The following is a 19,987-nucleotide window of genomic DNA, read 5'->3' as shown; positions in this document are numbered from 1 at the left end:
GGCGTCGTTCGCGGTGTCCACCACCCCAGGGTGCCACCCCCGACGAGGTGAACCGGCCCGAAGCGCGCCCCGCGGTCAGCCGGAGGTGACCTCGCCGGGGCGTCCGAGGGCGATCGCGGCGAGGTTGCGGAGGGACGCGGAGCCCGGTGCGAGGTAGTCGCTGTGCCCGCCGTTCCCGGCGTCGAAGACCCGCGCGCCGAACGAGTCGGACACGGGGTCGGGCCCCAGGCCGAGGCCCAGGAAGCGGACGTGCGGGACGTCCTCCATCCAGTCCGTCGCGCCGCGCCCGGACCAGACCCGCGTGCCGCCCCGGCCGAGTTCGGCGGCGGACCACGCCGTGGTGCCCGGGCTGCCGTACAGAGCGATGTCGGTGACCTGCCGCCACGCCGCGTCCTCGGGGCCGTCCTTCGCGGCGCGGCCGCAGAGCACCGACCCGTAGCTGTGGCAGAGCAACCCGACCCGCGCGGACGGATTGACCCTGTGGACGTCTCGCAGGAACCGCCGCAACCGCACGGCGCCCTCACCGGCCCGCTCATCGGTGATGACGTCCCTGCTGAACGTCCGGGGCGCCGCGTACCCCAGCCAGGCCACCACGGCCAACCCCGACCCCACCGACGTCCGCCCCATCCGCGTGTCGACGGGTTGGGGTTGGAGGGTCTCGGTGTGGAGGGCCTCGGCGCGGAGGGCCTGGGTGTAGACGGCGCGGGCGCCGCCGCTCGGGGTGGACCAGGGTTTGGCGCCTCGGGTGTCGAAGGCGGTGAGCGTGGTGTCGGCGCCGGGGACGAGTACCGCCACGCGCCGCGCGGTGGCGATGTCGCCGATGACCTCGATGGCCCGCCCGTTGCCGCGTGGGTCGAAGTAGAGGAAGCGGCGGCCCGGACGGAGGAACGCGCCGAACGCCCGGACCCGGTCGGCGTCGCCGACGTCGCGGGCCGTGGCCAGGGCGGTCTCGATGGCGTGGCGCTCGGCGGCGTACCGGGTGTCCAGGGTTGAGGGCGCCAGCGGTGGAACGGCGGCGGGCGGGGCGTAGGGGTCGGCGTGGCCGGTTCCCGCGGTGGTGAGCATGACCACCGCGATGGACACGGCGCAGGCCAAGGCTCTGCGGAGCCGCCGGGTACGCGGCGGTGTCGGCGTGCGTGGCGGCATCCTCGCCTTTCTACCATCAGAGCTCGTCGTGCGGCGGCCGCCTCCCCGAAGGCGAACAGCGCCGCCACCCCGGCGACCATCACTCGAGCCACCCCACGACACTCTCCGGGGCGTGTGGGTGGTGGGGGGCTGGTCGGGGAAGTTGGTTGGGCACGGTTACCTCGGGGGGCGGGCCAGGGCTATCAGGGCCAGGTTCTGGAGGGCGCGGGAGCCTGGGGTCAGGTAGCCGCTGTGCGGGCCGGTTCCGGCGTCGAAGGGGAGGGCGCCGAAGCTGGACGAGACCGGGTCGGGGCCGAAGCCGAGCCCGGCCAGGCGGACGTTCGGCACGTAGCGCATCCAGTCGCCCTTGGCGCGGCCCGCCCAGATGCGCGCGGACGTTCCGAGGTCGGCGGCGTGTCGCGCCGTGGTGCCGGGGCTGCCGAACAACGCGATGTCGTCCACCGGCAGGGGCGCGAGGCGTGGGGCGGCCTTGGCGCAGACCACCGAGCCGTAGCTGTGGCAGAGGAGCGCGAACCGGGTGCGCCGGTTCACGCGGTGGACGTCCGCTAAGAGAGCGCGGAGGGTGCGGGCGCCGGATTCGGCGCGTCCGCCGGTCAGGACGGCGGTGCTCCGGGTGGACGGCGAGTCGTACCCCAGCCAGGCGATCACCGCCACCCGCGCGCCCGGGGCGTCCGCGCGGACCTGCCGGTAGAGCGCGCGGCTGCCGCCGCCGACGAACTTGGGGGAGTCGTAATTGGCCAGCGTGGTGTCGGCCCCGGGCACGACGACGGCGACCCGGTCGGCGTGCCGCAGGTCGCCGAGGACCTCGACGGCCCGTCCGTCGCCGCGCGCGTCGAACGACAGGAAGCCGCGGCCGTTCGAGAGGAACGCGGGCAGCACTCGTAGCCGGGTCTTGTCGTGGACGCGCCGTGCGGTCGCCAGCGCGCGGCCGATCTCCCGGTCGGCGGCCTGGTAGCGGGCGTCCAGGGTCGCCGCCGTCAGTTCGGGCGGCGGCGCGGGCGCGCCGTAGACCTCGGCGTGGGCGGTCGCGGCGGTGGTGGAGCCGGTCGCCGCCAGGACCGACAGCACCGCCGCGCCCGTGCGGATCCTGGGCATCCGGGCCGTCCCTCTCGGTGAGTCGAAGCACTGAGAAGGAAGTTAGGAATCCGGCCCCCGAACGCGGATCAACCGCCGGAGCGGTCTTTCGGGATGCGACCCCGGTAGCACCGCTACCACCCCGGTATGGTCCCGCCGCCGACGCCGTCGCTCCGGGGTATCAGTCGCCGGGCCTGACCAGGCCGATCTCGTAGGCGTAGACGATCGCCTGCGGACGGTCCCGGAGTTCGAGCTTCATCAGGATCCGCCCGAAATGGGTCTTGACGGTCTGCTCGGCGACGACGAGCCGTTCGGCGATCTCCCCGTTGGACAGCCCCCGCGCGACCAGCGCGAGGACCTCGGTCTCCCGTCCGGTCAGCTCGTCCAGCCGGGCGCGGGTCGGCGCGCGCGGGCCGCCGAGCCGGGAGAACTCCGCGATCAGCCGCCGGGTGATCGACGGGGACAGCAGCGCGTCGCCCGCCGCGACGACCCGCACCGCGTCCGCCAGTTCGGTCGCGGACGCGTCCTTCAGCAGGAAGCCGCTGGCCCCGGCGCGCAGCGCCGCGTAGACGTAGTCGTCGAGGTCGAAGGTGGTGAGCATGAGGATCTTCGGCGCGTCCTCGGCGGGGTCGGCGAGGATCCGGCGGGTCGCCTCCAGGCCGTCCATCACGGGCATGCGGACGTCCATCAGCACCACGTCGGGGCGCAGCGCCGCGACCCGCCGCACGCCCTCCTCGCCGTTCACGGCCTCGCCGACGACCTCGATGTCGGGCTGGGCGTTCAGCAGCACGCCGAACCCGCTGCGCACCATCCCCTGGTCGTCGACGATCACGACCCGTACGGTCACGTGGCGTCCCGCGCCGGCACGGGCAGGTTGGCGGTCACGGCGAATCCTCCCTCGGGGGTGTGCCGCGCGGTCAGGGCGCCGCCGAGCGCGGCGGCCCGCTCGCGCATCCCGACGAGGCCGTGGCCGCCGCCCCGGATGCCCGGATCGGGGGACCGGCCGTCGCCGGGCGGTCCGTTGACGACGCCGAGCCACACTACGCCGTCGTCGTGGGTCACCTCGACCAGTACGTGCGAACCGGGCGCGTGCCGCATCGCGTTGCTCAGCGCCTCCTGCAGAATGCGGAACGCGGTGAGCCCGACGCCCGGCGGGAGCCCGGCGAGGTCGCCCTCCACGCGCGTCTCCACCGTCAGCCCGGCGGCCCGCGCGTTGCCGACCAGCTCGCCCAGCCGGTCGAGGCCCGGCTGCGGGGCGGTCTCGGCGCCGTCCTCGCCGCGCAGGACGCCGAGGACGCGGCGCAGCTCGGTCAGCGCGTCGAGCGCGGTCGCGCGGATCTCGGCGAGGTCGCCGCGGGTCTCGGCGGGCAGCGCCTCGACCCGGTAGGGCGCGGCCTCCGCCTGGATCGCGATCATCGACATGTGGTGGGCGACGACGTCGTGCAGCTCGCGCGCGATCCGCTGCCGCTCGGTGAGCACGGCCTCGGCCTCCCGGTGCCGCCGCTCCTCCGCGGCGAGCCGCCGCTCCCGCTCGGCGAGCTGGCGCCGGGACGTCTGCCGGAGCCGGACGGCCGCGCCCACCGCCAGCGGCAGCAGGAGCAGCACCATCGCGTTCGGCGCCGTCTCGGCGTCCTTGATCCACACGCCGCCGAGCGACAGCAGCCCGACGCCGAGCGTGACGTCGCGCGGGCAGCGCACCGCCACCGTGTAGAGCGCGGCGACCCCGGCGATCGCGCCCGCCGGGACGTACGGCATGCCCACCCAGTCGCGGACGTCGACCAGCGCCGTCACCGCGAAGCTCCACCGCCACGCGCCGAGCGGCCAGCGGTCGCGCAGCGCGAGCGGCGCGGCGACCGCCACCGCGATGAACAGCTTCGTCGCGCCGGACAGCAGGACGCCCCGCTCGACCGCCTCGTCCGACAGCAGCGAGACCGTCGCGCCGGTCATCACGACGGCCAGGGCCGTGCCGAGCATGTTGACGACGTATCCGAACGGCAGCCGCCCGACGCCGACGAACCGCGTCCAGCGCATCGGCCGGGGCCAGGGCCGGTCGAGGGGCGCGGGATCGGCGCGTCCGGTGACCGCCGCGGCCAGCAGCACGTCCCGCAGGACGTACCGCGGGACGTTGGTCTCGGCGGCCATGGGCCCAGGCTAGAGAACGCCCGCCGTCATCCGGATGACACCGTGGTAGGACACGTGCCGTCATACCTGACGGTTACGAAGCCCGGCCAGCCTATTTTTTCAGCCGAGCCGCCCGGGACTCCAGGTAGCGCTGCTCGGCGATGCTGGCAGTGGCCTTGGCGGCGCGCCGGTAATGCTCGTACGCCCCGGCCGTGTCGCCGGTCTTCTCCAGCAGGTGCGCCCGGACGGCCGGCAGCCGGTGATGCCCGGCCATCCGCGCGTCGTCGTCCAGCGTGGACAGCAGGGCGAGCCCCGCCCGCGGCCCCTCGGTCTCGGCGAGCGCGACCGCCCGGTTGAGGGTGACCATCGGGTTGGGCGCGATCCGCTCCAGGATCAGGTAGAGGGCGTGCACCTGCGCCCAGTCGGTCTCCGCGGCCGTGGGCGCGTCGGCGTGCGTGGCGGCGATGGCGGCCTGCAACTGGTACGGCCCGAGCGCCGGGCCCGCCAGCGACGCCTTGATCAGCTCGGTGCCCTCGTCGATCAGCCCGCGGTCCCACTTCGTGCGGTCCTGCTCGTCCAGCGGTACGAGGTCCCCGGTGGCCGTCGTCCGGGCGTTCCGGCGGGCGTGGGTCAGCAGCATCAGCGCGAGCAGCCCGGTCACCTCGCCGTCCTCGGGAAGCTGCGCGTGCACCATCCTGGTCAGCCGGATCGCCTCGCGCGCGAGGTCGGCGCGGTGCAGCTCGCCGCCCGACGACGCGGTGTACCCCTCGTTGAAGATCAGGTAGAGCACGTGCAGGACGACCCGGAGCCGCTCCTCCCGCTCCGCGCCCTCCGGCAGGGTGAACGAGCTGCCCGCGGCCTTGATCCGCTGCTTGGCCCGGCTGATCCTGGCCGCCATCGTCGCCTCCGGCACGAGGAACGCCCGGGCGATCTCGGCGGTGGTCAGACCGCCCACCGCCCGCAGCGTCAGGGCGGTCTGGGACGCCGGGGTGAGCGTCGGATGGCAGCACAGGAACAGCAGGACGAGCGTGTCGTCGGTGTCCGGCACGTCCTCGGGGACCACCTCGGCGGCCGTCGCCGACTCCCGCTCGCGCCGCGCGTGGTCGCTGCGGAGCTGGTCGACGAGCCGCCGGGACGCGACGGTCACGAGCCAGCCGCGCGGGTTGTCCGGCACCCTCTCGTCCGGCCACTGGACACTGGCGGCGAGGACGGCCTCCTGCACGGCGTCCTCACACCCCTCGAAGCGGCCGTACCGGCGTACCAACGTGCCGAGGACCTGCGGCGTGAGCTCACGCAGCAGGTCCTCGATGGCTGGGCTGGTCATGCCTCCAATTGTCCGTCAGCGAACATGACCTGCCGTACCTCGATCCCCAGTCCCTCGATCGCGGCGTCCGGGATCCGCGCCGCGAGCTCGATCGCGCGCTCCTTGTCCTCGCAGTCGATCAGGTAGAAGCCGCCCAGGTACTCCTTGGCCTCCAGGAAGGGGCCGTCGGTCACCACCGGCTGGCCGCCCCGCACGGCCACCACGGCGGCCTGCGACGGGTCGGCGAGCGCCTGCGTGGTGATCAGCTCCCCGGACTCCTTCAGCTCCTCGATGAACCGGCCGTGGCCCTCGCCGATCGCCGCCCGCTCGGCGTCGGTCAGCGCGTCCAGCACGGCCGGGTTGATGTGCATGCTGATCAGGAACTTCATCTCGTACCCCTCGTGGTTTCGCGGGCCCCGGCTGGGCCCCGTTCCGCGGGCCCGGCTGGGCTCCGTCGACCGTTGGTCGGAGCCGCCCCCGCCGCCTTGACGTCCCCCGCCAAGAATTTCCGATGGATTCTTCCCGGTCTGCCCGGCCCCGATGTCGAGAACCGCTCGGCCGCTCCGACCAACCGTCGAAACGTCGAGAGAAAGGACGCCCTAAATGCGAACCGACCGGGCATGGCTCGGAGCCGCCCTCCTCATGCTGCCGACCTTCGTCGTCGCGATGGACGCGACGGCGCTGCTCCTCGCGCTCCCGAAGCTGAGCGCCGACCTCGGCGCGAGCGGCGTCGAGCAGTTGTGGATCAGCGACGGCTACGGGTTCCTGGTGGCCGGCATGGTCATCACGATGGGCACGCTCGCCGACCGGATCGGCCGCCGCCGACTCCTGATCATCGGTGCGGCGGCGTTCGCGGCGCTGTCGGTCGTGGCCGCGTTCGCGGTCGACCCGCTGATGCTGATCGCCGCGCGGGCGCTGCTCGGCGTCGCGGGCGCGACCCTCGCGCCGTGCACGCTCGCCCTGCTCACCAACATCTTCCGCGATGAGCGGCGGCGCGGGAAGGCCATCGCCGTCTGGGCGACCTGCCAGTTCACCGGCGGCGCGCTCGGACCGGTGCTCGCCGGTCTCCTGCTCCAGCACTTCTGGTGGGGATCGGTGTTCCTCGCCGCCGTCCCGGTGATGCTGCTGCTGGTGCTCGCCGGGCCCGTCCTGCTTCCGGAGTTCCGCGGCGACCACGCCGGGCGGCTGGACCCGGCCAGCGTCGGGCTGTCCCTGGCGGCGGTGCTCCTGATGGTCTACGGGATCAAGCAGGCGGCCGTGGAGAGCGCGCGGGCCGTGCCGCTGGCGGCCATCGCCGTCGGCGCGGCCATCGGGGTCGTGTTCGTCCGCCGCCAACTGCGGCTGGAGACGCCGCTGCTGGACCTGCGGCTGTTCCGCAACCGCCCGTTCACGGCGGTGATCGTCGCGCTGGTCCTCGCCGGGATCGCCATGGCCGGGACGGGCCTGCTCGTGACCCAGTACCTGCAGAGCGTGCTCGGCTACTCGCCGGTCGCGGCGGCGGCGCTGTTCGCGCCGATGGGCCTCGGCGTGGCGGCCGGCACCATGGCCGCGCCGACGCTGGTCAAGCGGATGAAGCAGACGACCGCGATCGCCGGTGGGCTGGGCGTGTCCGCGCTCGGCAGCCTGCTGCTCGTCGGCGTCGGCGGCGCGGGCACCCTGCCCCTGGCGATGATCGGCATCGCCGTCCTGGCGCTCGGCACCGGTCCGCTGTTCGCGCTCGGCACCGGGCTCGTCGTCGGGTCCGTCCCGCCGGAGCGCGCCGGGTCGGCGGCGTCGATGTCGGAGACCGGCAACTTCTTCGGCGGCTCGCTCGGCTTCGCGCTGCTCGGCGTGGTGGCCGCCGCTGTCTACCGCGACCGGATGGACGGCGGCTCCGACTCCCTGGCCGGGGCGGTGGCCTCCGCCAGGGCCCTCCCCGCCGACCAGGGCGCGACCCTGCTGGACGCCGCCCGGGAGGCGTTCACCGCCAGCCTGCACGTCACCGGCGTCGTCGCGGCGGCCGTCTTCGTCGGGGCGGCCGTGCTCGTCCTGACCATGCGCCGCCCGGCGGCCCCGCCCGCCCCGGCCGAACTCCCCGAGTACACGGCGACCCGCTCATAGAACCGCCCGAGGTACCGTGCGAGGCGTGGAGCCCGTCGAAGCCCTGCGCCGCATCGCGTTCCTGCTGGAGCGCGCCCACGAGCCGACCTACCGCGTGCGGGCCTTCCGCGCGGCCGCCGACCTGGTCGGGCGGACGCCTCCCGGCGAGCTGGCGGCCCGCGCCCGCGAGGGCACGCTGACCGCGCTGCCCGGCATCGGCAAGGTCACCGCCCTCGTGATCGAGGAGGCGCTGCGCGGCGAGACCCCCGTCTACCTGCGCCGACTGGAGGCCACCGAGGGACAGCCGCTGGACGAGGCGACGGCCGCCCTCCGCGCGGCGCTGAAGGGCGACCTGCACACGCACAGCGACTGGTCGGACGGCGGTTCCCCGATCCTGGAGATGGCCGAGACGGCACGCGGGCTCGGCCACGAATACCTCGCGCTCACCGACCATTCGCCGCGCCTGAAGGTCGCCAACGGCCTGTCCGCCGACCGGCTCCGCGAACAGCTCGACCTCGTCGCCGAACTCAACGAGCGGCTCGCGCCGTTCCGCATTCTGACCGGTATCGAGGTCGACATCCTGGAGGACGGCACCCTCGACCAGGACGCCGACCTCCTCGGCCGCCTCGACGTGGTGGTCGCCAGCGTCCATTCCAAACTGCGCATGGACCGCGTGGCGATGACCAAACGCATGGTGACGGCGATCTCTAATCCGCGCGTGAACGTCCTCGGCCATTGCACCGGACGAATTGTCAAGGCCGGAGGCAAGCGCGGCGGGCTGCGTCCCGAATCCGAATTCGACGCGGCCCTCGTCTTCGACGCCTGCGCCGCCTATGACGTGGCCGTGGAGATCAATTCCCGTCCCGAGCGCCTCGACCCGCCGAAACGGCTGCTGCGCGTCGCCGTCGAGGCGGGCTGCCGGTTCGCCATCGACTCCGACGCGCACGCCCCGGGCCAGCTCGACTGGCAGCCGTTCGGCTGCGAGCGCGCCGCACGCTGCGCCGTCCCGCGGTCCCAGGTGGTCAACACCCTCCCGGCCGACGACCTCCTCTCCTGGACGCGCTCGAAACTCTGACCCCGAGCGAGGGCCGAAAGGGCAACCCGCCTGCACCCGAGCCTGCCCGTCCGGACGTACCGCCGGGCGGCGCGGCGCGGTGACACTGGACGTTCCCAGGCCCGTGTTCCAGAGAGGGACGCACGCATGCGAGCGCAGAAACCCGGTGAGGAGCAGCGGAGGGAAACGCAACGCCCGGGAAGAGCCGCGCCCGCGCCGCAGACTTCGTCCGGCGCCGGAACGACGGCGGAGTCGATACTGCGACTCCAGCGCCTTGCCGGAAACGCGGCGGTGTCCCGCATCATGGGGCGGCGGCACGCGCGCGCGACCCCCGTCCAGCGCATGGATCAGGAAGAGCTGCATCAGAACCCCCAGGGCCCCTCGCTGCGGATACGGGGTCCCCGCCGCTCCCTCGCGAGCGACCGCACCCCGAACGCGCTGACACGGGAGCAATGGGAGAGCCTGCCGCAGGACACCCGGAACGCCAGCTACAAGGAACGCGTGGAATCCGACGAGGATCCGAACACCATCCAGGACACCGATTGGCCGCTCTATTTCCAACTGGGCGGCATGCGCGAACTGACGCCGACGATTCCCGACATGGCCGGGCGCAACCAGGTACTGGAGGCCCTCGGCCGCAACGACCCGGTGACGCGCGGCTACTGGAACCGCCAGGACGCACGCGACAGGCAACTCGGCCGCGACGCGCGAGCCACGCTCAATGCGTACACGGGGACTCCCGAGAGTCGGCAGCAGCGTCACCAGACCGTGGAGCAGGCCCTGGCCGACGACAACTCCCAGGACGCGATGGACGACCTGCGCACATTGCTGGCGAGATACGAAGGCGTGGCCATCGGCGGTTCCCACTCCGGGGCGGCGATCTGGGAGTTCCTGTGCACGCACATGAGAGAGATCCGGCAGGCCGGGGTGAGCACCCTCTATCTGGAGAGCATCCGGGACGACGCCTACCAGGCGCACGTCGACGCCTACCTCGCGAGCGGGACGATGAGTCCCGAGCTGCGGGCGTTCGTCGGCCGCTACGACAGCGGCCACAACCTGGGCTCGACCGGGATGAGAGCCATGCTGGAGGCCGCCCAGCGGCACGGTATGCGGGTCAAGGGCCTGGACGGCCGCCCGGCCCGCCGTCCCACGATGCAGGCGCACATTCTCTACCATCGGGCCGTCGCCATGAACACCTACGCCAGTCAGGTCGTCACCAACGACCGGCGCCGCCCGTCGGCGGCGGGCGCCTACCTCATGGAGCTGGGCACCGCGCACACCGGCATGCACCCGGGCCCGGGGCAGAACATGACGGTGTACGGAACGCCGTTCCAGGCGGACGAGGAGTTCCCCGGCGTCGACGACCTGCTGGACATCCCGGCGGTCTCCATCCAGGAGGACGGCCGCCTCCGCCGCCTGTCCAACTCCTGACCGCGGCGGAGCCCGTTCTCGCCGAACTGTCGGACGCACCGCGTACGGTCGCCGTGTGAACCGCACCGACCGCTTGTACGCCCTGGTGGAGGAGCTGCGCGCCTGCGCGCCGCGCCGGGTCAGCGCACGGGAGCTGGCCGCGCGGTACGAGGTGAGCGTCCGCACGATCGAGCGCGACATCGGCGCGCTCCAGCAGGGCGGTGTCCCGATCTTCGCGGACGTCGGCCGGGGCGGCGGCTACACGCTCGACAAGAGCCGCACGCTGCCGCCGCTGAACTTCAGCCCCGCCGAGGCGGTGGCCGTCGCGATCACGCTGGCCCGCGCGACCGGCTCGCCGTACACCCGGTCCGCGCGCACCGCGCTGCACAAGATCGTCACGGCGATGTCGGCGGCCGACAGCGCCTCCGCCCGCGAACTGGCCGACCGCATCCGGTTCCTCGGCCCGGCCGACGGCGACGACCCCGCGTCGGTGCCGTCCGTCCCGTCCGTGCTGGAGGAGGCGATCGTGACGCGCAGGGTGGTCCGCCTCACCTACGTCGACCGGCAGGGCGCCGAGACCGAACGCGACGTGGAGCCCGTCGCGTTCACGGCGTCCCCCAACGGCTGGTACCTGACCGCCTGGTGCCGGATGCGCGGCGGCTGCCGGATCTTCCGCACCGACCGCGTCCGCCGCGCCGTCCTCCTGGAGGAGACCGCCCCAGAACGAGCCCCTGACGCCATGCACAAGGACGCCCCGCCCGACTACGTCGTCCGCCCCCTCGAATTCGTCTGATCCGCCCTCCCCGCGGGAGCCATTGTCAACTCCCCAAATCTCGGGATGTCGCGTTCCGTCGCCGCGTCGCATAGTCGGGGCATGCCTTCGGCGATGGACAGAGGCGTCGGGGAATATCACGGGAGGGTGAGAAGTGAAAAAGTCAGCACGGTTTCTCGTCATGGCGGGGGCGTCCGCGGTCATCGCCGGTGGCGCTTTCGCGGTCGTGGGGACGGCGGCCGACGCCGGGACGGCGGGTCGGACCAACCAGCGCGTCGCCGCGACCACGCTGTGGGCCAAGGTCGCCGCGAACGGCGCGTTGCTCGACGCGTCGGGCATCGGCGGCGTCACTCACTCCCCTGGGCGCTACAACCTCACCACAAGCGTCGACATCATCAGGTGCGCGCTGATCGGGACGATCAACACCAATGGCGGCGACGACCCCGGGCCGGGGAGCGCGTCGATCCTGGTCGGCGCGCTCAACAGACACACACTGTTCGTCCGCACCGCCACGCCGTCGGCCCCGGGCAACCCGAAGATCGTCGACGACGACCGGCCGTTCTCCGTGACGGTCACCTGCTAGCCCACCGGAGGAAGGCCCGGAAATGCGATCCCAAATCGCGTTTCCGGGTCTGACCGTCCCGCTGGTGAGAGCCTCGCGAAAAGTGAAAATTGAAAGATCAGAACATTTTCACGTCGATTGAAAGTGAATAGCGTGAAAGTTAACCTCCTGGTGCACTGCAGTCGCCACTGAAGGTGGTGTCCGCTCCCAGCGAAGGGAATCGCATGCGCAGGAGTATCGCCTTATCCGCCATTGTCGCCGCGTTGACCGTGGCCGCGGCGTCGGTCAGCCCGGCAGCGGCGAGTCCGCGCCCCGTCCGTGGTTCCTACGGGCTCACCGTCGAGATAGTGAGCGTCAACGGCTCCGGCTGCCCGCGCGGCACGGTCATGGCGTCCGTCAGGGAGAAGATGGACGCGTTCGTCGTCGGCTACAGCGAGTTCATGGCTCAGGCGGGCGGCTCGTCCAAACCCGTCGACTCTCGCAAGCTGTGCCAAGTCGCGTTGAAGTTGGGGGGCGTTCCGAAGGGTTTCACCTTCGCCATTTCCAGGACGGACCACTACGGCTTCGCTTCCCTGGAAGAGGACGCGACGGCCACTTACCGGACCAGCACCTACTTCTCGGGCCAACCGACGCGCGTCGAGATCGAGCACGCCCTCTCCGGCCCCTACGACCGCCCTTGGCAGTTCACGGACCTGACGCTGCCCGACCAACTCGTCTTCAAGCCGTGCGACGCAGACCCGAACTTCAACATCAATTCCGAAGTGCGGGTCTACGAGGGATCAGATCCGTCGAAGGTCAGCTTCCTCGCCGTGGGTGAGGAAGCCCAGCCCACCTACCGCCTCACCTTGAAGACCTGCCCGTAGCCGCCCCCAGCCGAACGACAAGAGCAGCAAAGCTCTGGCGAGTGAGGTTCAGGTGGCCGCTGTCGGGGGCCATGCTGTCGCGGATGCCGATGTGACTGTTCAGGTCGGCGACCTCGACACAATTGTTCTCGACCGCGCCGCTGTGGGTGCTCTTGCGCCAGCTTGCTTTGCGTGTGGTCATGGTTGGGAAGTCAGGTGATTGAGGAGAGCGGCGAAGCTCTGGCGAGTGAGGGCCAGGTGGCCGGCGGTGGGAGCCTTGCTGTCGCGGATGGCGATGCGGTCGCTGAGGTCGGCGATTTCGACGCAATTGCCTTCGTCGCCGCCGCTGTGCGTGCTCTTGCGCCAACGGGCCTGGGAGGGGACGGGGGTGCTCATGATTGGGACGCTATCCCGTCAATGAGCTTCAGTGAAGCGATTCTGTTCAGCGTTACTGACTGCAACAGCCGGAAGGTTGCCTCGTGAAACGCGACCTTGTCCTCATCTTCGATGAAGATGCTCTGGGAGAACTGGTCGAGCACGGAAACAGTCAGCCGCCCTGGTGGACGCAAAGAGATGAGGACGTACGGGCTGGCCCGCCAGATGTACTCGCTGGCCGTACTCGGGAGAACACGCAAGTCTACGTGTTCGAGTTGGGCGGCCTCGGATAGCCGCCGTAGCTGGGCACGCAGGATAGCGGGATCACCTCCGACCCGGTTGTGGAGGACTGCCTCCGCGATGATCGCTGCATAGCGGGGTGGATCGGGACGACTCAGGACCTTCTGGCGAGACATTCGGAACTCGATCAGGGTCTTGACGTTGTGCGGGTGATTCGCGGGGCCTCCCGCGATGAGGCTTCGGGTGTAGTCCGGAATCTGGAGAAGTCCGGGGACGATGCTGGGTTCGAAGTTGCGAATCTCGGCAGCATCCTCTTCCAGGCTGGCCAGGTCGAGTGCGGCGGCTGAGATGCGACCCTCTCGTTCGCGTACCCACTTGCCGGGTTTGTGGGTGGCGAGGTGGAGGAGGGACTCGCGGAGCGGGCCGTCCGAGATGTCGTAGAAGTTGAGAAGGGCGCCCAGTTCCTCCGGGGCGATGGTGTGGAGGCCGTTCTCGACCATGCTCAGCCAGCCCTGGGAGCGGCCGAAGCGACCGGCGGCCGTCCCGACCGTCAGGTTGTGGTGTTCGCGGGCCTTGCGGAGCGCCGAGCCGATCCGGCGCTGGCGGACGGTTGGAGCGTTACCGAAAGACAGCCTTCAAGAATGTCACTGAGTGTGGCCGATTGTGTGCGAACGGCGCGTGGCTGAACGTTCAGCGGCTAAACGTTCAGGCGGGCGTGCGCGAGGGGTTCGGGCGGCGAATGTAGGCGGCGACTCCGAAAGGAAAGGAGGCGCGCCATGGAAGCGCCCAAGACGAGGACGCAGGGACCGGCGACGCGGAAGGAGGGTTCCGAGTCCGCCGTGCGGCGGCGGCGCGGAGTGTCGTGGATCGCGTCGTGATCGGTTGCGGCGGGCAGGACGTGGTGGGCGCGATCACGTTGCCGGGTGTCCGGCGGTCCGTCCGGTACGCGCGGCTGTTCCTGCGGGACATGCTGCCGCCAGGCCACCCGCTGCTGGACGACCTGGTCACGGTCGGGAGCGAGACCGTGTGCAACGCCATCACCCACACGGCGTCCGGTGACGGCGGACGGGTGACGATCAGCCTGCTGACCGGTCCCGGCCTGTACCGCCTGGAGGTCGCCGACGACGGGGCGGGCGGCAGGCGCCCGTACGTCAAGCCGGAGTGCGGCGACGAGAGCGGGCGCGGGATGCGGGTCGTCGAGACGCTGTCGGAGCGGTGGGGTTTCCGGGTGGACGGCCACCGCACCGTCGTCTGGGCGGAGTTCGGATTCGGGAACTCGCGGGAAAACTCCGACAGAGGGTTGTCGCCGTGTCCTCCCAGGCTGGTCTCGACAGCGTGCAAGGAGGAAAACGGATGAGTGTTCCCGCGTTCAATACGGTGACGTGGTTCCAGGTCGGCACCGACGCGCCGGAGGAGGCCCGCCGCTTCTACGGCGACATGTTCGGGTGGCAGTTCACGCTCGACCCGGACGAAGACGGCTACGACCTCATCACCTACCCGGGCGGCGAGCGTCCGAGCGGCGGGATCGCGCACAGCGCCGACCCGTCCGAGAACCACGCGATGTTCCTCGTGATGGTGGAGGACGTCGACGCGACCTGCGCGCGGACGGAGAAGAACGGCGGCAAGGTGGCGGTCCCGGCCGTGACGACCGTGAGCGGCCTGCGCTTCGCCTACCTGGAGGACCCGTCCGGCAACCGCTTCGGCGTGTTCAAGCCCGCCTGACCCGCGGAAACGAGAGGGCCCCGAGGCGAACCTCGGGGCCCTTTCACCGTGATCGCGGCCTACACCTCCGCGATCACCGGACCTAGGCCACCGCCACGGGTCGGGCGGCCGGAGGGCGCCCAGCGCCCGGAGGCCGCACGGCCCGCCGAGCCGGTCGACCGCAGCGGCACGACACGACCCCGCACGGTCCCGCCGACCCGCACCGTGCCGTGAGGATCGACCGGCTCGCGACGGGGGTTCCAGGGGGTCGCCCCCCTGGGTAAATCACGCGTCACCGCCGGTGTTGCTTTCGGGACTGCTGACGCCGCCCGCGAAGACGTCGGAGACGTCGGCGTTCAGGCGGTACTTCTCGATCGCCTGCTGGAGGGTCTCCGGCTTGATCTCGCCGTTGCGGGCGAGGCGGGTGAGCACGGCGAGGACGATCGACGCCGCGTCCACGTGGAAGAACCGGCGGGCGGCGGCGCGGGTGTCGGAGAACCCGAAGCCGTCGGTGCCGAGCGCGGTGAAGTCGGAGTGGACCCACGGCGCGATCTGGTCGGGGACGGCGCGCATGAAGTCCGACACGGCGACGATCGGCCCGGCGACGTTGTCGAGCCGCCTGGTCACGTACGGGACGCGCTGCTCGGCGTCCGGGTTCAGCAGGTTCCACTCGTCGCAGTCGCGGGCCTCGCGGGCCAGTTCGTTCCAGGACGTGGCCGACCAGACGTCGGCGGCGACGCCCCAGTCCTCGGCGAGGAGGCGCTGCGCGGCGAGCGCCCACCGGCCGCCGACGCCGGACGCGAGGATCTGCGCCCGCGGCGTCTCGCCGTTGCCGGACGTGACCTCCGACGCCGCCTGGTACAGGTAGAGCCCCTTAAGCAGGCCGTCGACGTCGAGGTTCTCGGGTTCGACGGGCTGCTGGTAGGGCTCGTTGTAGACGGTGAGGTAGTAGAAGACGTCCTCGCCGTTCGGGTGGGCCTCGGACGTCCCGTACATGCGGCGCAGCGCGTCCTGGACGATGTGGGCCAGCTCGAACGCCCACGTCGGGTCGTAGTGGACGCACGCCGGGTTCGACGCGGCGAGCAGCGGCGAGTGCCCGTCGGCGTGCTGGAGGCCCTCACCGGTCAGGGTGGTGCGCCCGGCGGTGGCGCCGAGCAGGAACCCGCGGCCCATCTGGTCGCCGAGCGCCCACATCTGGTCGCCGGTCCGCTGGAACCCGAACATCGAGTAGAAGATGTAGACGGGGATCATGTGCTCGCCGTGCGTGGCGTACGCCGTGCCCGCCGCGATCGTCGAGGCCATCGACCCGGCCTCGCTGATGCCCTCGTGCAGCATCTGCCCGCTCTCCGACTCCTTGTAGGAGAGCAGGAGCTTGCGGTCCACGGCGTCGTAGGTCTGCCCGTGCGGCGAGTAGATCTTGGACGTGGGGAACAGCGAGTCCATCCCGAAGGTGCGGTACTCGTCCGGGGCGATCGGGACGAACCGCGCGCCGATGTTCTCGTCCTTGATCAGGTCCTTGAGCAGCCGGACGAACGCCATGGTCGTCGCGACGTTCTGCTTGCCGGAGCCCTTCTTCAGCTCGCTGTACACCGGGTCGCCGGGCAGCTTGAGCGGCTTCGCCCGTACTACGCGTTTCGGCAGGAACCCGCCGAGGGCGGCGCGGCGCTCGCGCATGTACTGGATCTCGTCGGAGTCCTCGCCCGGGTGGTAGTAGGGCGGGAGCGGCGCCTCCAGCGCGGAGTCGGGGATGTCGAGGTAGAGCCGGTCGCGGAACTCCTTCAACTCGGCCTTGGTCAGCTTCTTCATCTGGTGCGTGGCGTTGCGGGCCTCGAAGTCGGAGCCGAGCGTCCAGCCCTTGATGGTGTGGGCGAGGATCACGGTCGGCTGCCCGACGTGCTCGCGGGCCGACTTGAACGCCGCGTACACCTTGCGGTAGTCGTGCCCGCCGCGCGACAGCTTGCGCAGCTCGTCGTCCGACAGGTGCTGGACGATCTTGCGCAGCCGCGGGTCGGCGCCGAAGAACTTCTCCCGGATGTAGGCGCCGGACTCGACGCTGAACGTCTGGAACTGGCCGTCCGGGGTGGTGTTCATCTGGTTGACCAGGACGCCGTCGACGTCCTGGGCGAGCAGCGGGTCCCAGTCGCGGCCCCAGATGACCTTGATGACGTTCCAACCCGCGCCGCGGAAGAACGACTCCAGCTCCTGGATGATCTTGCCGTTGCCGCGGACCGGTCCGTCCAGCTGCTGGAGGTTGCAGTTGACGACGAAGGTCAGGTTGTCGAGCTCCTCGCGGGCGGCGAGCCCGATCGCGCCGAGCGACTCCGGCTCGGACATCTCGCCGTCGCCGAGGAACGCCCACACGTGCGAGCGGGACGTGTCCTTGATCTTGCGGTTGTAGAGGTAGCGGTTGAACCGGGCCTGGTAGACCGAGTCGATGGCGGTCAGCCCCATCGACACGGTGGGGAACTCCCAGAAGTCCGGCATGAGCCGCGGGTGCGGGTAGGACGACAGCCCCCCGCCCGGGTGCGAGTGCTCCTGCCGGAACCCGTCGAGCTTGTCGCCGGGGAGGCGTCCCTCCAGGTAGGCGCGGGCGTAGATGCCGGGGGACGCGTGCCCCTGGATGAACACCTGGTCGCCGGACTCGCCGTGGTCCTTGCCGCGGAAGAAGTGGTTGAAGCCGACCTCGTAGAGCGAGGCGGCGGAGGCGTACGTGGCGATGTGCCCGCCGACGCCGATGTCGGGCCGGTTGGCCCGCGACACCATGATCGCCGCGTTCCACCGGATGTAGGCGCGGATGCGCCGCTCCACGTGCTCGTCGCCGGGGAACCAGGGTTCGTGCTCCGGCGGGATCGTGTTGATGAAGTCCGTGCTGCGCAGGCCGGGCACCCCGACCTGGAGCTCGCGGGCCCGTTCCAGCAGCCTGAGCATCACGTAGCGGGCCCGGCCCCGGCCCTCGGTCTTGATGACCGTGTCCAGCGACTCCAGCCACTCCCGGGTCTCGTCCGGGTCGATGTCGGGCAACTGGCTCGGCAGGCCGTCGCTGATGATCGAAAAGCGTTGACGTCCGGAAGCCACGGGGTCCCCTCTGTCCTTACCGTCCTTGCTGGTGAGACCGCCGCCGCCGTATCGGCGGCCGGCGGTCCCCGGCTGACTGTTCGTCGCCTCGGTACGTGATCCATCGTCGCCGTTTATGACGGCTAACGCATCTCTACCAACCGGTAACCATCATCCCCGGTCAGGCCCGGGGCAGACCCCGGGCAAGCCTGTTTTTCCTTGGATCGGAGGGTGATTCCCCTCGACTGGGGGCGGGGAACGTATGAGGCTGGAAGTGCACATGCCCGGCACCGTCCGTCCGGGTGGCGGACGTGCGAGCTTGGGGGGAGCGATGAACGGACGAGTCGGAGACCGGCTGCTCGTGCACGGCAACGTCGTGGGCCAGGCGGACCGGGCGGGGGAGATCGTCGAGGTGCGCGGACCGGACGGCGGCCCGCCCTACCTGGTGCGGTTCGAGGACGGCCACGAGACCCTCGTCTACCCCGGCCCGGACGCGGTGATCGAGTCCCGCGAGGAGATCCCGCGCTAACCGGCGCCCGGATCGGGTAGACCGGGGGCATGGAGAGCACCGTGGTCAGGGTCGTCACCGGCGGGCGCGAGGCCGTGCACGACATCACGGGCGAGTGCGAGCGGTTCGCCGCGGCGGCGGGCGGCGACGGGCTGCTGCACGTCTTCGTCCCGCACGCCACCGCCGGCGTGGCGATCATCGAGCTCGGGTCCGGCAGCGACGACGACCTGCTCGCGGCCCTGCGCGACCTGCTGCCCGCCGACGACCGCTGGCGGCACGCGCACGGGTCCCGCGGGCACGGGCGCTCGCACGTGCTGCCCGCGCTCGTCCCGCCGTTCGCGACGCTGCCCGTCGTGGGCGGCCGGCTGGCGCTCGGGACGTGGCAGTCGGTGGCCCTCGTCGACCTCAACGTCGACAACCCGGACCGTCAAGTCCGCTTGTCTTTTCTCAAAGGATGAGCGAAAGCGAACCCGGGGCGCCGGCCCGGAGAACTCCGAGATCGGACCAATGAGGCCACCAAAAGCCGGGAAGACACTTGCGCTAGGGGCCCTCACTTGTGTGGACTGTCCCGCAAACACCGCACAGGTGTGGGCGGGCCACCCGGCCCGGGGGCCGGAATGACAAGCACGGCACCGTGCGGAATGGCGACAATGGGAGGACTTTCGTGAGCGCGACCGCGGGTCAGGCGCAGTCTGAGCGCAGCCTGGCCGAACGGCTCGGCCTGAAGGCGGGCCAGGTGGTGCAGGAGATCGGCTTCGACGACGACGTCGACGAGGGGCTCCGCGAATCCGTCGAGGCCGTCACGGGGAACGAGCTGGTCGACGAGGACTACGACGACGTGGTCGACGTCGTGCTGCTGTGGTGGCGCGAGGAGGACGGCGACCTGTTCGAGGGCCTGACCGACGCGATGATCCCGCTCACCGGAGGCGGCGACATCTGGCTGCTGACCCCGAAGGCGGGCCGGGACGGGCACGTCGAGCCGAGCGACATCGGCGAGGCCGCGCAGACGGCCGGCCTGTCGCAGACCAGCAGCGTCAGCGCGGCCAAGGAATGGTCCGGCACGCGGCTGGTCGCGCCCAAGGTTCGCAAGTAACCCCGGTGCCCGTGCCCGCGGGCGCGGGCGGGGTGCCAGACTGGTCCCGTCCTCCACGCCCGTGGGGGGCGGGCGCATCCCGCCGCGCGCGGGACGGATCACGGGAGCTGCATTGGCGGTAGAGGTGGGCGACGTCGCCCCCGACTTCGAACTGAAGGACCAGCACGGCACTCCGGTGAAGCTGTCGGACTACCGGGGCCGCAAGAAGGTCGTCCTGATCTTCTACCCGCTGGCGTTCAGCGGGGTCTGCACGGGCGAGCTGTGCGAGGTCCGCGACGAGCTGCCCTCCCTGGGCGACGCGGACGACGTGCAGGTCCTCGCCGTGTCGGTCGACTCGATGTTCGCCCTGCGCGCCTGGGCCGACCAGGAGAACTACCAGTTCCCGCTGCTGGCCGACTTCTGGCCGCACGGCGGGACGGCGCAGCGCTACGGCGTGTTCGACGAGAGCAAGGGGCTCGCCGTGCGCGGCACCTTCGTCATCGACACCGAGGGCGTGGTCCGCTGGAAGGTCGTGAACGCGATCCCGGACGCACGCGACATCGGCGAGTACCGCAAGGCGCTCGCCGAGATCTGAGCGAATCGGACCGGACCAGCGTGGCGGGACGTCCCCCCACGGCCCCGGAAGGGGTGGCCGGAACCGGTCCCCGCACCGC

22 protein-coding genes are annotated in these 19,987 nt (G+C 71.3%); 12 read left to right on the top strand and 10 right to left on the bottom strand.

Going from position 1 to position 19,987, the window contains the following annotated elements:
* Positions 1-75: 75 nt before the first annotated feature.
* From ACH01S_RS36170 to ACH01S_RS36145, 6 genes are all read right to left on the bottom strand, one after another.
* Positions 76-1,083 carry an alpha/beta hydrolase gene (locus ACH01S_RS36170; RefSeq protein ID WP_246237234.1) on the bottom strand — a complete coding sequence of 336 codons (1,008 nt, stop codon included), beginning with the start codon at positions 1,081-1,083 and terminating at the stop codon, positions 76-78.
* Positions 1,084-1,302: 219 nt separating this feature from the next.
* Positions 1,303-2,241, bottom strand: a complete 939-nt coding sequence (locus ACH01S_RS36165; protein WP_067902961.1) for an alpha/beta hydrolase — start codon at positions 2,239-2,241, stop codon at positions 1,303-1,305.
* A 160-nt stretch (positions 2,242-2,401) separates the two neighbouring features.
* Positions 2,402-3,067, bottom strand: a complete 666-nt coding sequence (locus tag ACH01S_RS36160) for a response regulator (protein ID WP_083981542.1) — start codon at positions 3,065-3,067, stop codon at positions 2,402-2,404.
* Positions 3,064-4,362 (bottom strand): sensor histidine kinase, encoded by a 1,299-nt coding sequence (locus ACH01S_RS36155; RefSeq protein ID WP_067902955.1) that lies wholly within the window; start codon positions 4,360-4,362, stop codon positions 3,064-3,066. The genes ACH01S_RS36160 and ACH01S_RS36155 overlap by 4 nt, the downstream gene beginning before the upstream one ends.
* Positions 4,363-4,453: 91 nt before the next feature.
* Complete coding sequence (locus ACH01S_RS36150; protein ID WP_067902952.1) at positions 4,454-5,665, bottom strand: RNA polymerase sigma factor; 1,212 nt, start codon at positions 5,663-5,665, stop codon at positions 4,454-4,456.
* A complete protein-coding gene (locus ACH01S_RS36145; RefSeq protein ID WP_067902948.1) occupies positions 5,662-6,033 on the bottom strand; it encodes a YciI family protein in 372 nt (123 codons plus the stop codon). The genes ACH01S_RS36150 and ACH01S_RS36145 overlap by 4 nt, the downstream gene beginning before the upstream one ends.
* A 214-nt stretch (positions 6,034-6,247) precedes the next feature.
* Here ACH01S_RS36145 and ACH01S_RS36140 point away from each other — a divergent pair, with 214 nt between their 5' ends.
* From ACH01S_RS36140 to ACH01S_RS36115, 6 genes are all read left to right on the top strand, one after another.
* Positions 6,248-7,744, top strand: coding sequence for an MFS transporter (locus ACH01S_RS36140; protein ID WP_067902945.1), 1,497 nt, complete (start codon positions 6,248-6,250; stop codon positions 7,742-7,744).
* 25 nt (positions 7,745-7,769) lie between these two features.
* The gene (locus ACH01S_RS36135) at positions 7,770-8,798 is read left to right on the top strand and encodes a PHP domain-containing protein (RefSeq protein WP_067902942.1); all 1,029 of its coding nucleotides are present in this window, start codon (positions 7,770-7,772) and stop codon (positions 8,796-8,798) included.
* A gap of 321 nt (positions 8,799-9,119) precedes the next feature.
* On the top strand, positions 9,120-10,208 hold the full coding sequence (locus tag ACH01S_RS36130) for a TraB/GumN family protein (RefSeq protein WP_148344830.1): 1,089 nt from the start codon (positions 9,120-9,122) through the stop codon (positions 10,206-10,208).
* Positions 10,209-10,263: 55 nt separating this feature from the next.
* Positions 10,264-10,980 (top strand): helix-turn-helix transcriptional regulator, encoded by a 717-nt coding sequence (locus tag ACH01S_RS36125; RefSeq protein ID WP_067902936.1) that lies wholly within the window; start codon positions 10,264-10,266, stop codon positions 10,978-10,980.
* A gap of 160 nt (positions 10,981-11,140) precedes the next feature.
* A complete protein-coding gene (locus tag ACH01S_RS36120) occupies positions 11,141-11,542 on the top strand; it encodes a hypothetical protein (RefSeq protein ID WP_067902933.1) in 402 nt (133 codons plus the stop codon).
* A 203-nt stretch (positions 11,543-11,745) separates the two neighbouring features.
* Positions 11,746-12,384 carry a DUF4360 domain-containing protein gene (locus ACH01S_RS36115; protein ID WP_067902930.1) on the top strand — a complete coding sequence of 213 codons (639 nt, stop codon included), beginning with the start codon at positions 11,746-11,748 and terminating at the stop codon, positions 12,382-12,384.
* Here the strand turns inward: ACH01S_RS36115 and ACH01S_RS42925 are convergent.
* The 3 genes from ACH01S_RS42925 to ACH01S_RS36105 are packed head-to-tail and all read right to left on the bottom strand — an operon-like array spanning position 12,362 to position 13,571.
* A complete protein-coding gene (locus ACH01S_RS42925) occupies positions 12,362-12,565 on the bottom strand; it encodes a DUF397 domain-containing protein (RefSeq protein WP_083981541.1) in 204 nt (67 codons plus the stop codon). The genes ACH01S_RS36115 and ACH01S_RS42925 overlap by 23 nt on opposite strands.
* Positions 12,562-12,759 carry a DUF397 domain-containing protein gene (locus ACH01S_RS36110; RefSeq protein WP_067902927.1) on the bottom strand — a complete coding sequence of 66 codons (198 nt, stop codon included), beginning with the start codon at positions 12,757-12,759 and terminating at the stop codon, positions 12,562-12,564. Before ACH01S_RS36110 ends, ACH01S_RS42925 begins: the two co-directional genes overlap by 4 nt.
* Positions 12,756-13,571, bottom strand: coding sequence for a Scr1 family TA system antitoxin-like transcriptional regulator (locus tag ACH01S_RS36105; RefSeq protein WP_255220375.1), 816 nt, complete (start codon positions 13,569-13,571; stop codon positions 12,756-12,758). The genes ACH01S_RS36110 and ACH01S_RS36105 overlap by 4 nt, the downstream gene beginning before the upstream one ends.
* A gap of 269 nt (positions 13,572-13,840) precedes the next feature.
* Here ACH01S_RS36105 and ACH01S_RS36100 point away from each other — a divergent pair, with 269 nt between their 5' ends.
* Positions 13,841-14,335, top strand: coding sequence for an ATP-binding protein (locus ACH01S_RS36100; RefSeq protein WP_148344831.1), 495 nt, complete (start codon positions 13,841-13,843; stop codon positions 14,333-14,335).
* The gene (locus tag ACH01S_RS36095) at positions 14,332-14,700 is read left to right on the top strand and encodes a VOC family protein (RefSeq protein WP_067902918.1); all 369 of its coding nucleotides are present in this window, start codon (positions 14,332-14,334) and stop codon (positions 14,698-14,700) included. Before ACH01S_RS36100 ends, ACH01S_RS36095 begins: the two co-directional genes overlap by 4 nt.
* A 264-nt stretch (positions 14,701-14,964) precedes the next feature.
* Here the strand turns inward: ACH01S_RS36095 and aceE are convergent, their stop codons facing one another.
* Complete coding sequence (gene aceE, locus ACH01S_RS36090) at positions 14,965-17,754, bottom strand: pyruvate dehydrogenase (acetyl-transferring), homodimeric type (protein ID WP_067902914.1); 2,790 nt, start codon at positions 17,752-17,754, stop codon at positions 14,965-14,967.
* Positions 17,755-18,064: 310 nt separating this feature from the next.
* Between aceE and ACH01S_RS36085 the strand changes: the two genes are divergently transcribed.
* From ACH01S_RS36085 to ACH01S_RS36070, 4 genes are all read left to right on the top strand, one after another.
* Entirely contained in the window at positions 18,065-18,262 is a 198-nt protein-coding gene (locus ACH01S_RS36085) for a DUF1918 domain-containing protein (protein ID WP_067902912.1), read from the top strand.
* Positions 18,263-18,291: 29 nt separating this feature from the next.
* Complete coding sequence (locus ACH01S_RS36080) at positions 18,292-18,699, top strand: YjbQ family protein (protein WP_067902909.1); 408 nt, start codon at positions 18,292-18,294, stop codon at positions 18,697-18,699.
* 206 nt (positions 18,700-18,905) lie between these two features.
* The gene (locus ACH01S_RS36075; RefSeq protein WP_067902905.1) at positions 18,906-19,334 is read left to right on the top strand and encodes a DUF3052 domain-containing protein; all 429 of its coding nucleotides are present in this window, start codon (positions 18,906-18,908) and stop codon (positions 19,332-19,334) included.
* A gap of 112 nt (positions 19,335-19,446) precedes the next feature.
* Positions 19,447-19,908, top strand: a complete 462-nt coding sequence (locus tag ACH01S_RS36070; protein WP_067902902.1) for a peroxiredoxin — start codon at positions 19,447-19,449, stop codon at positions 19,906-19,908.
* Positions 19,909-19,987: the final 79 nt, after the last annotated feature.

Origin of the sequence: Actinomadura chibensis NBRC 106107 (genome assembly GCF_001552135.1) — a bacterium.
Lineage (GTDB): Bacteria > Actinomycetota > Actinomycetes > Streptosporangiales > Streptosporangiaceae > Spirillospora > Spirillospora chibensis.
This window is presented reverse-complemented; position numbering and strand designations above follow the sequence as displayed.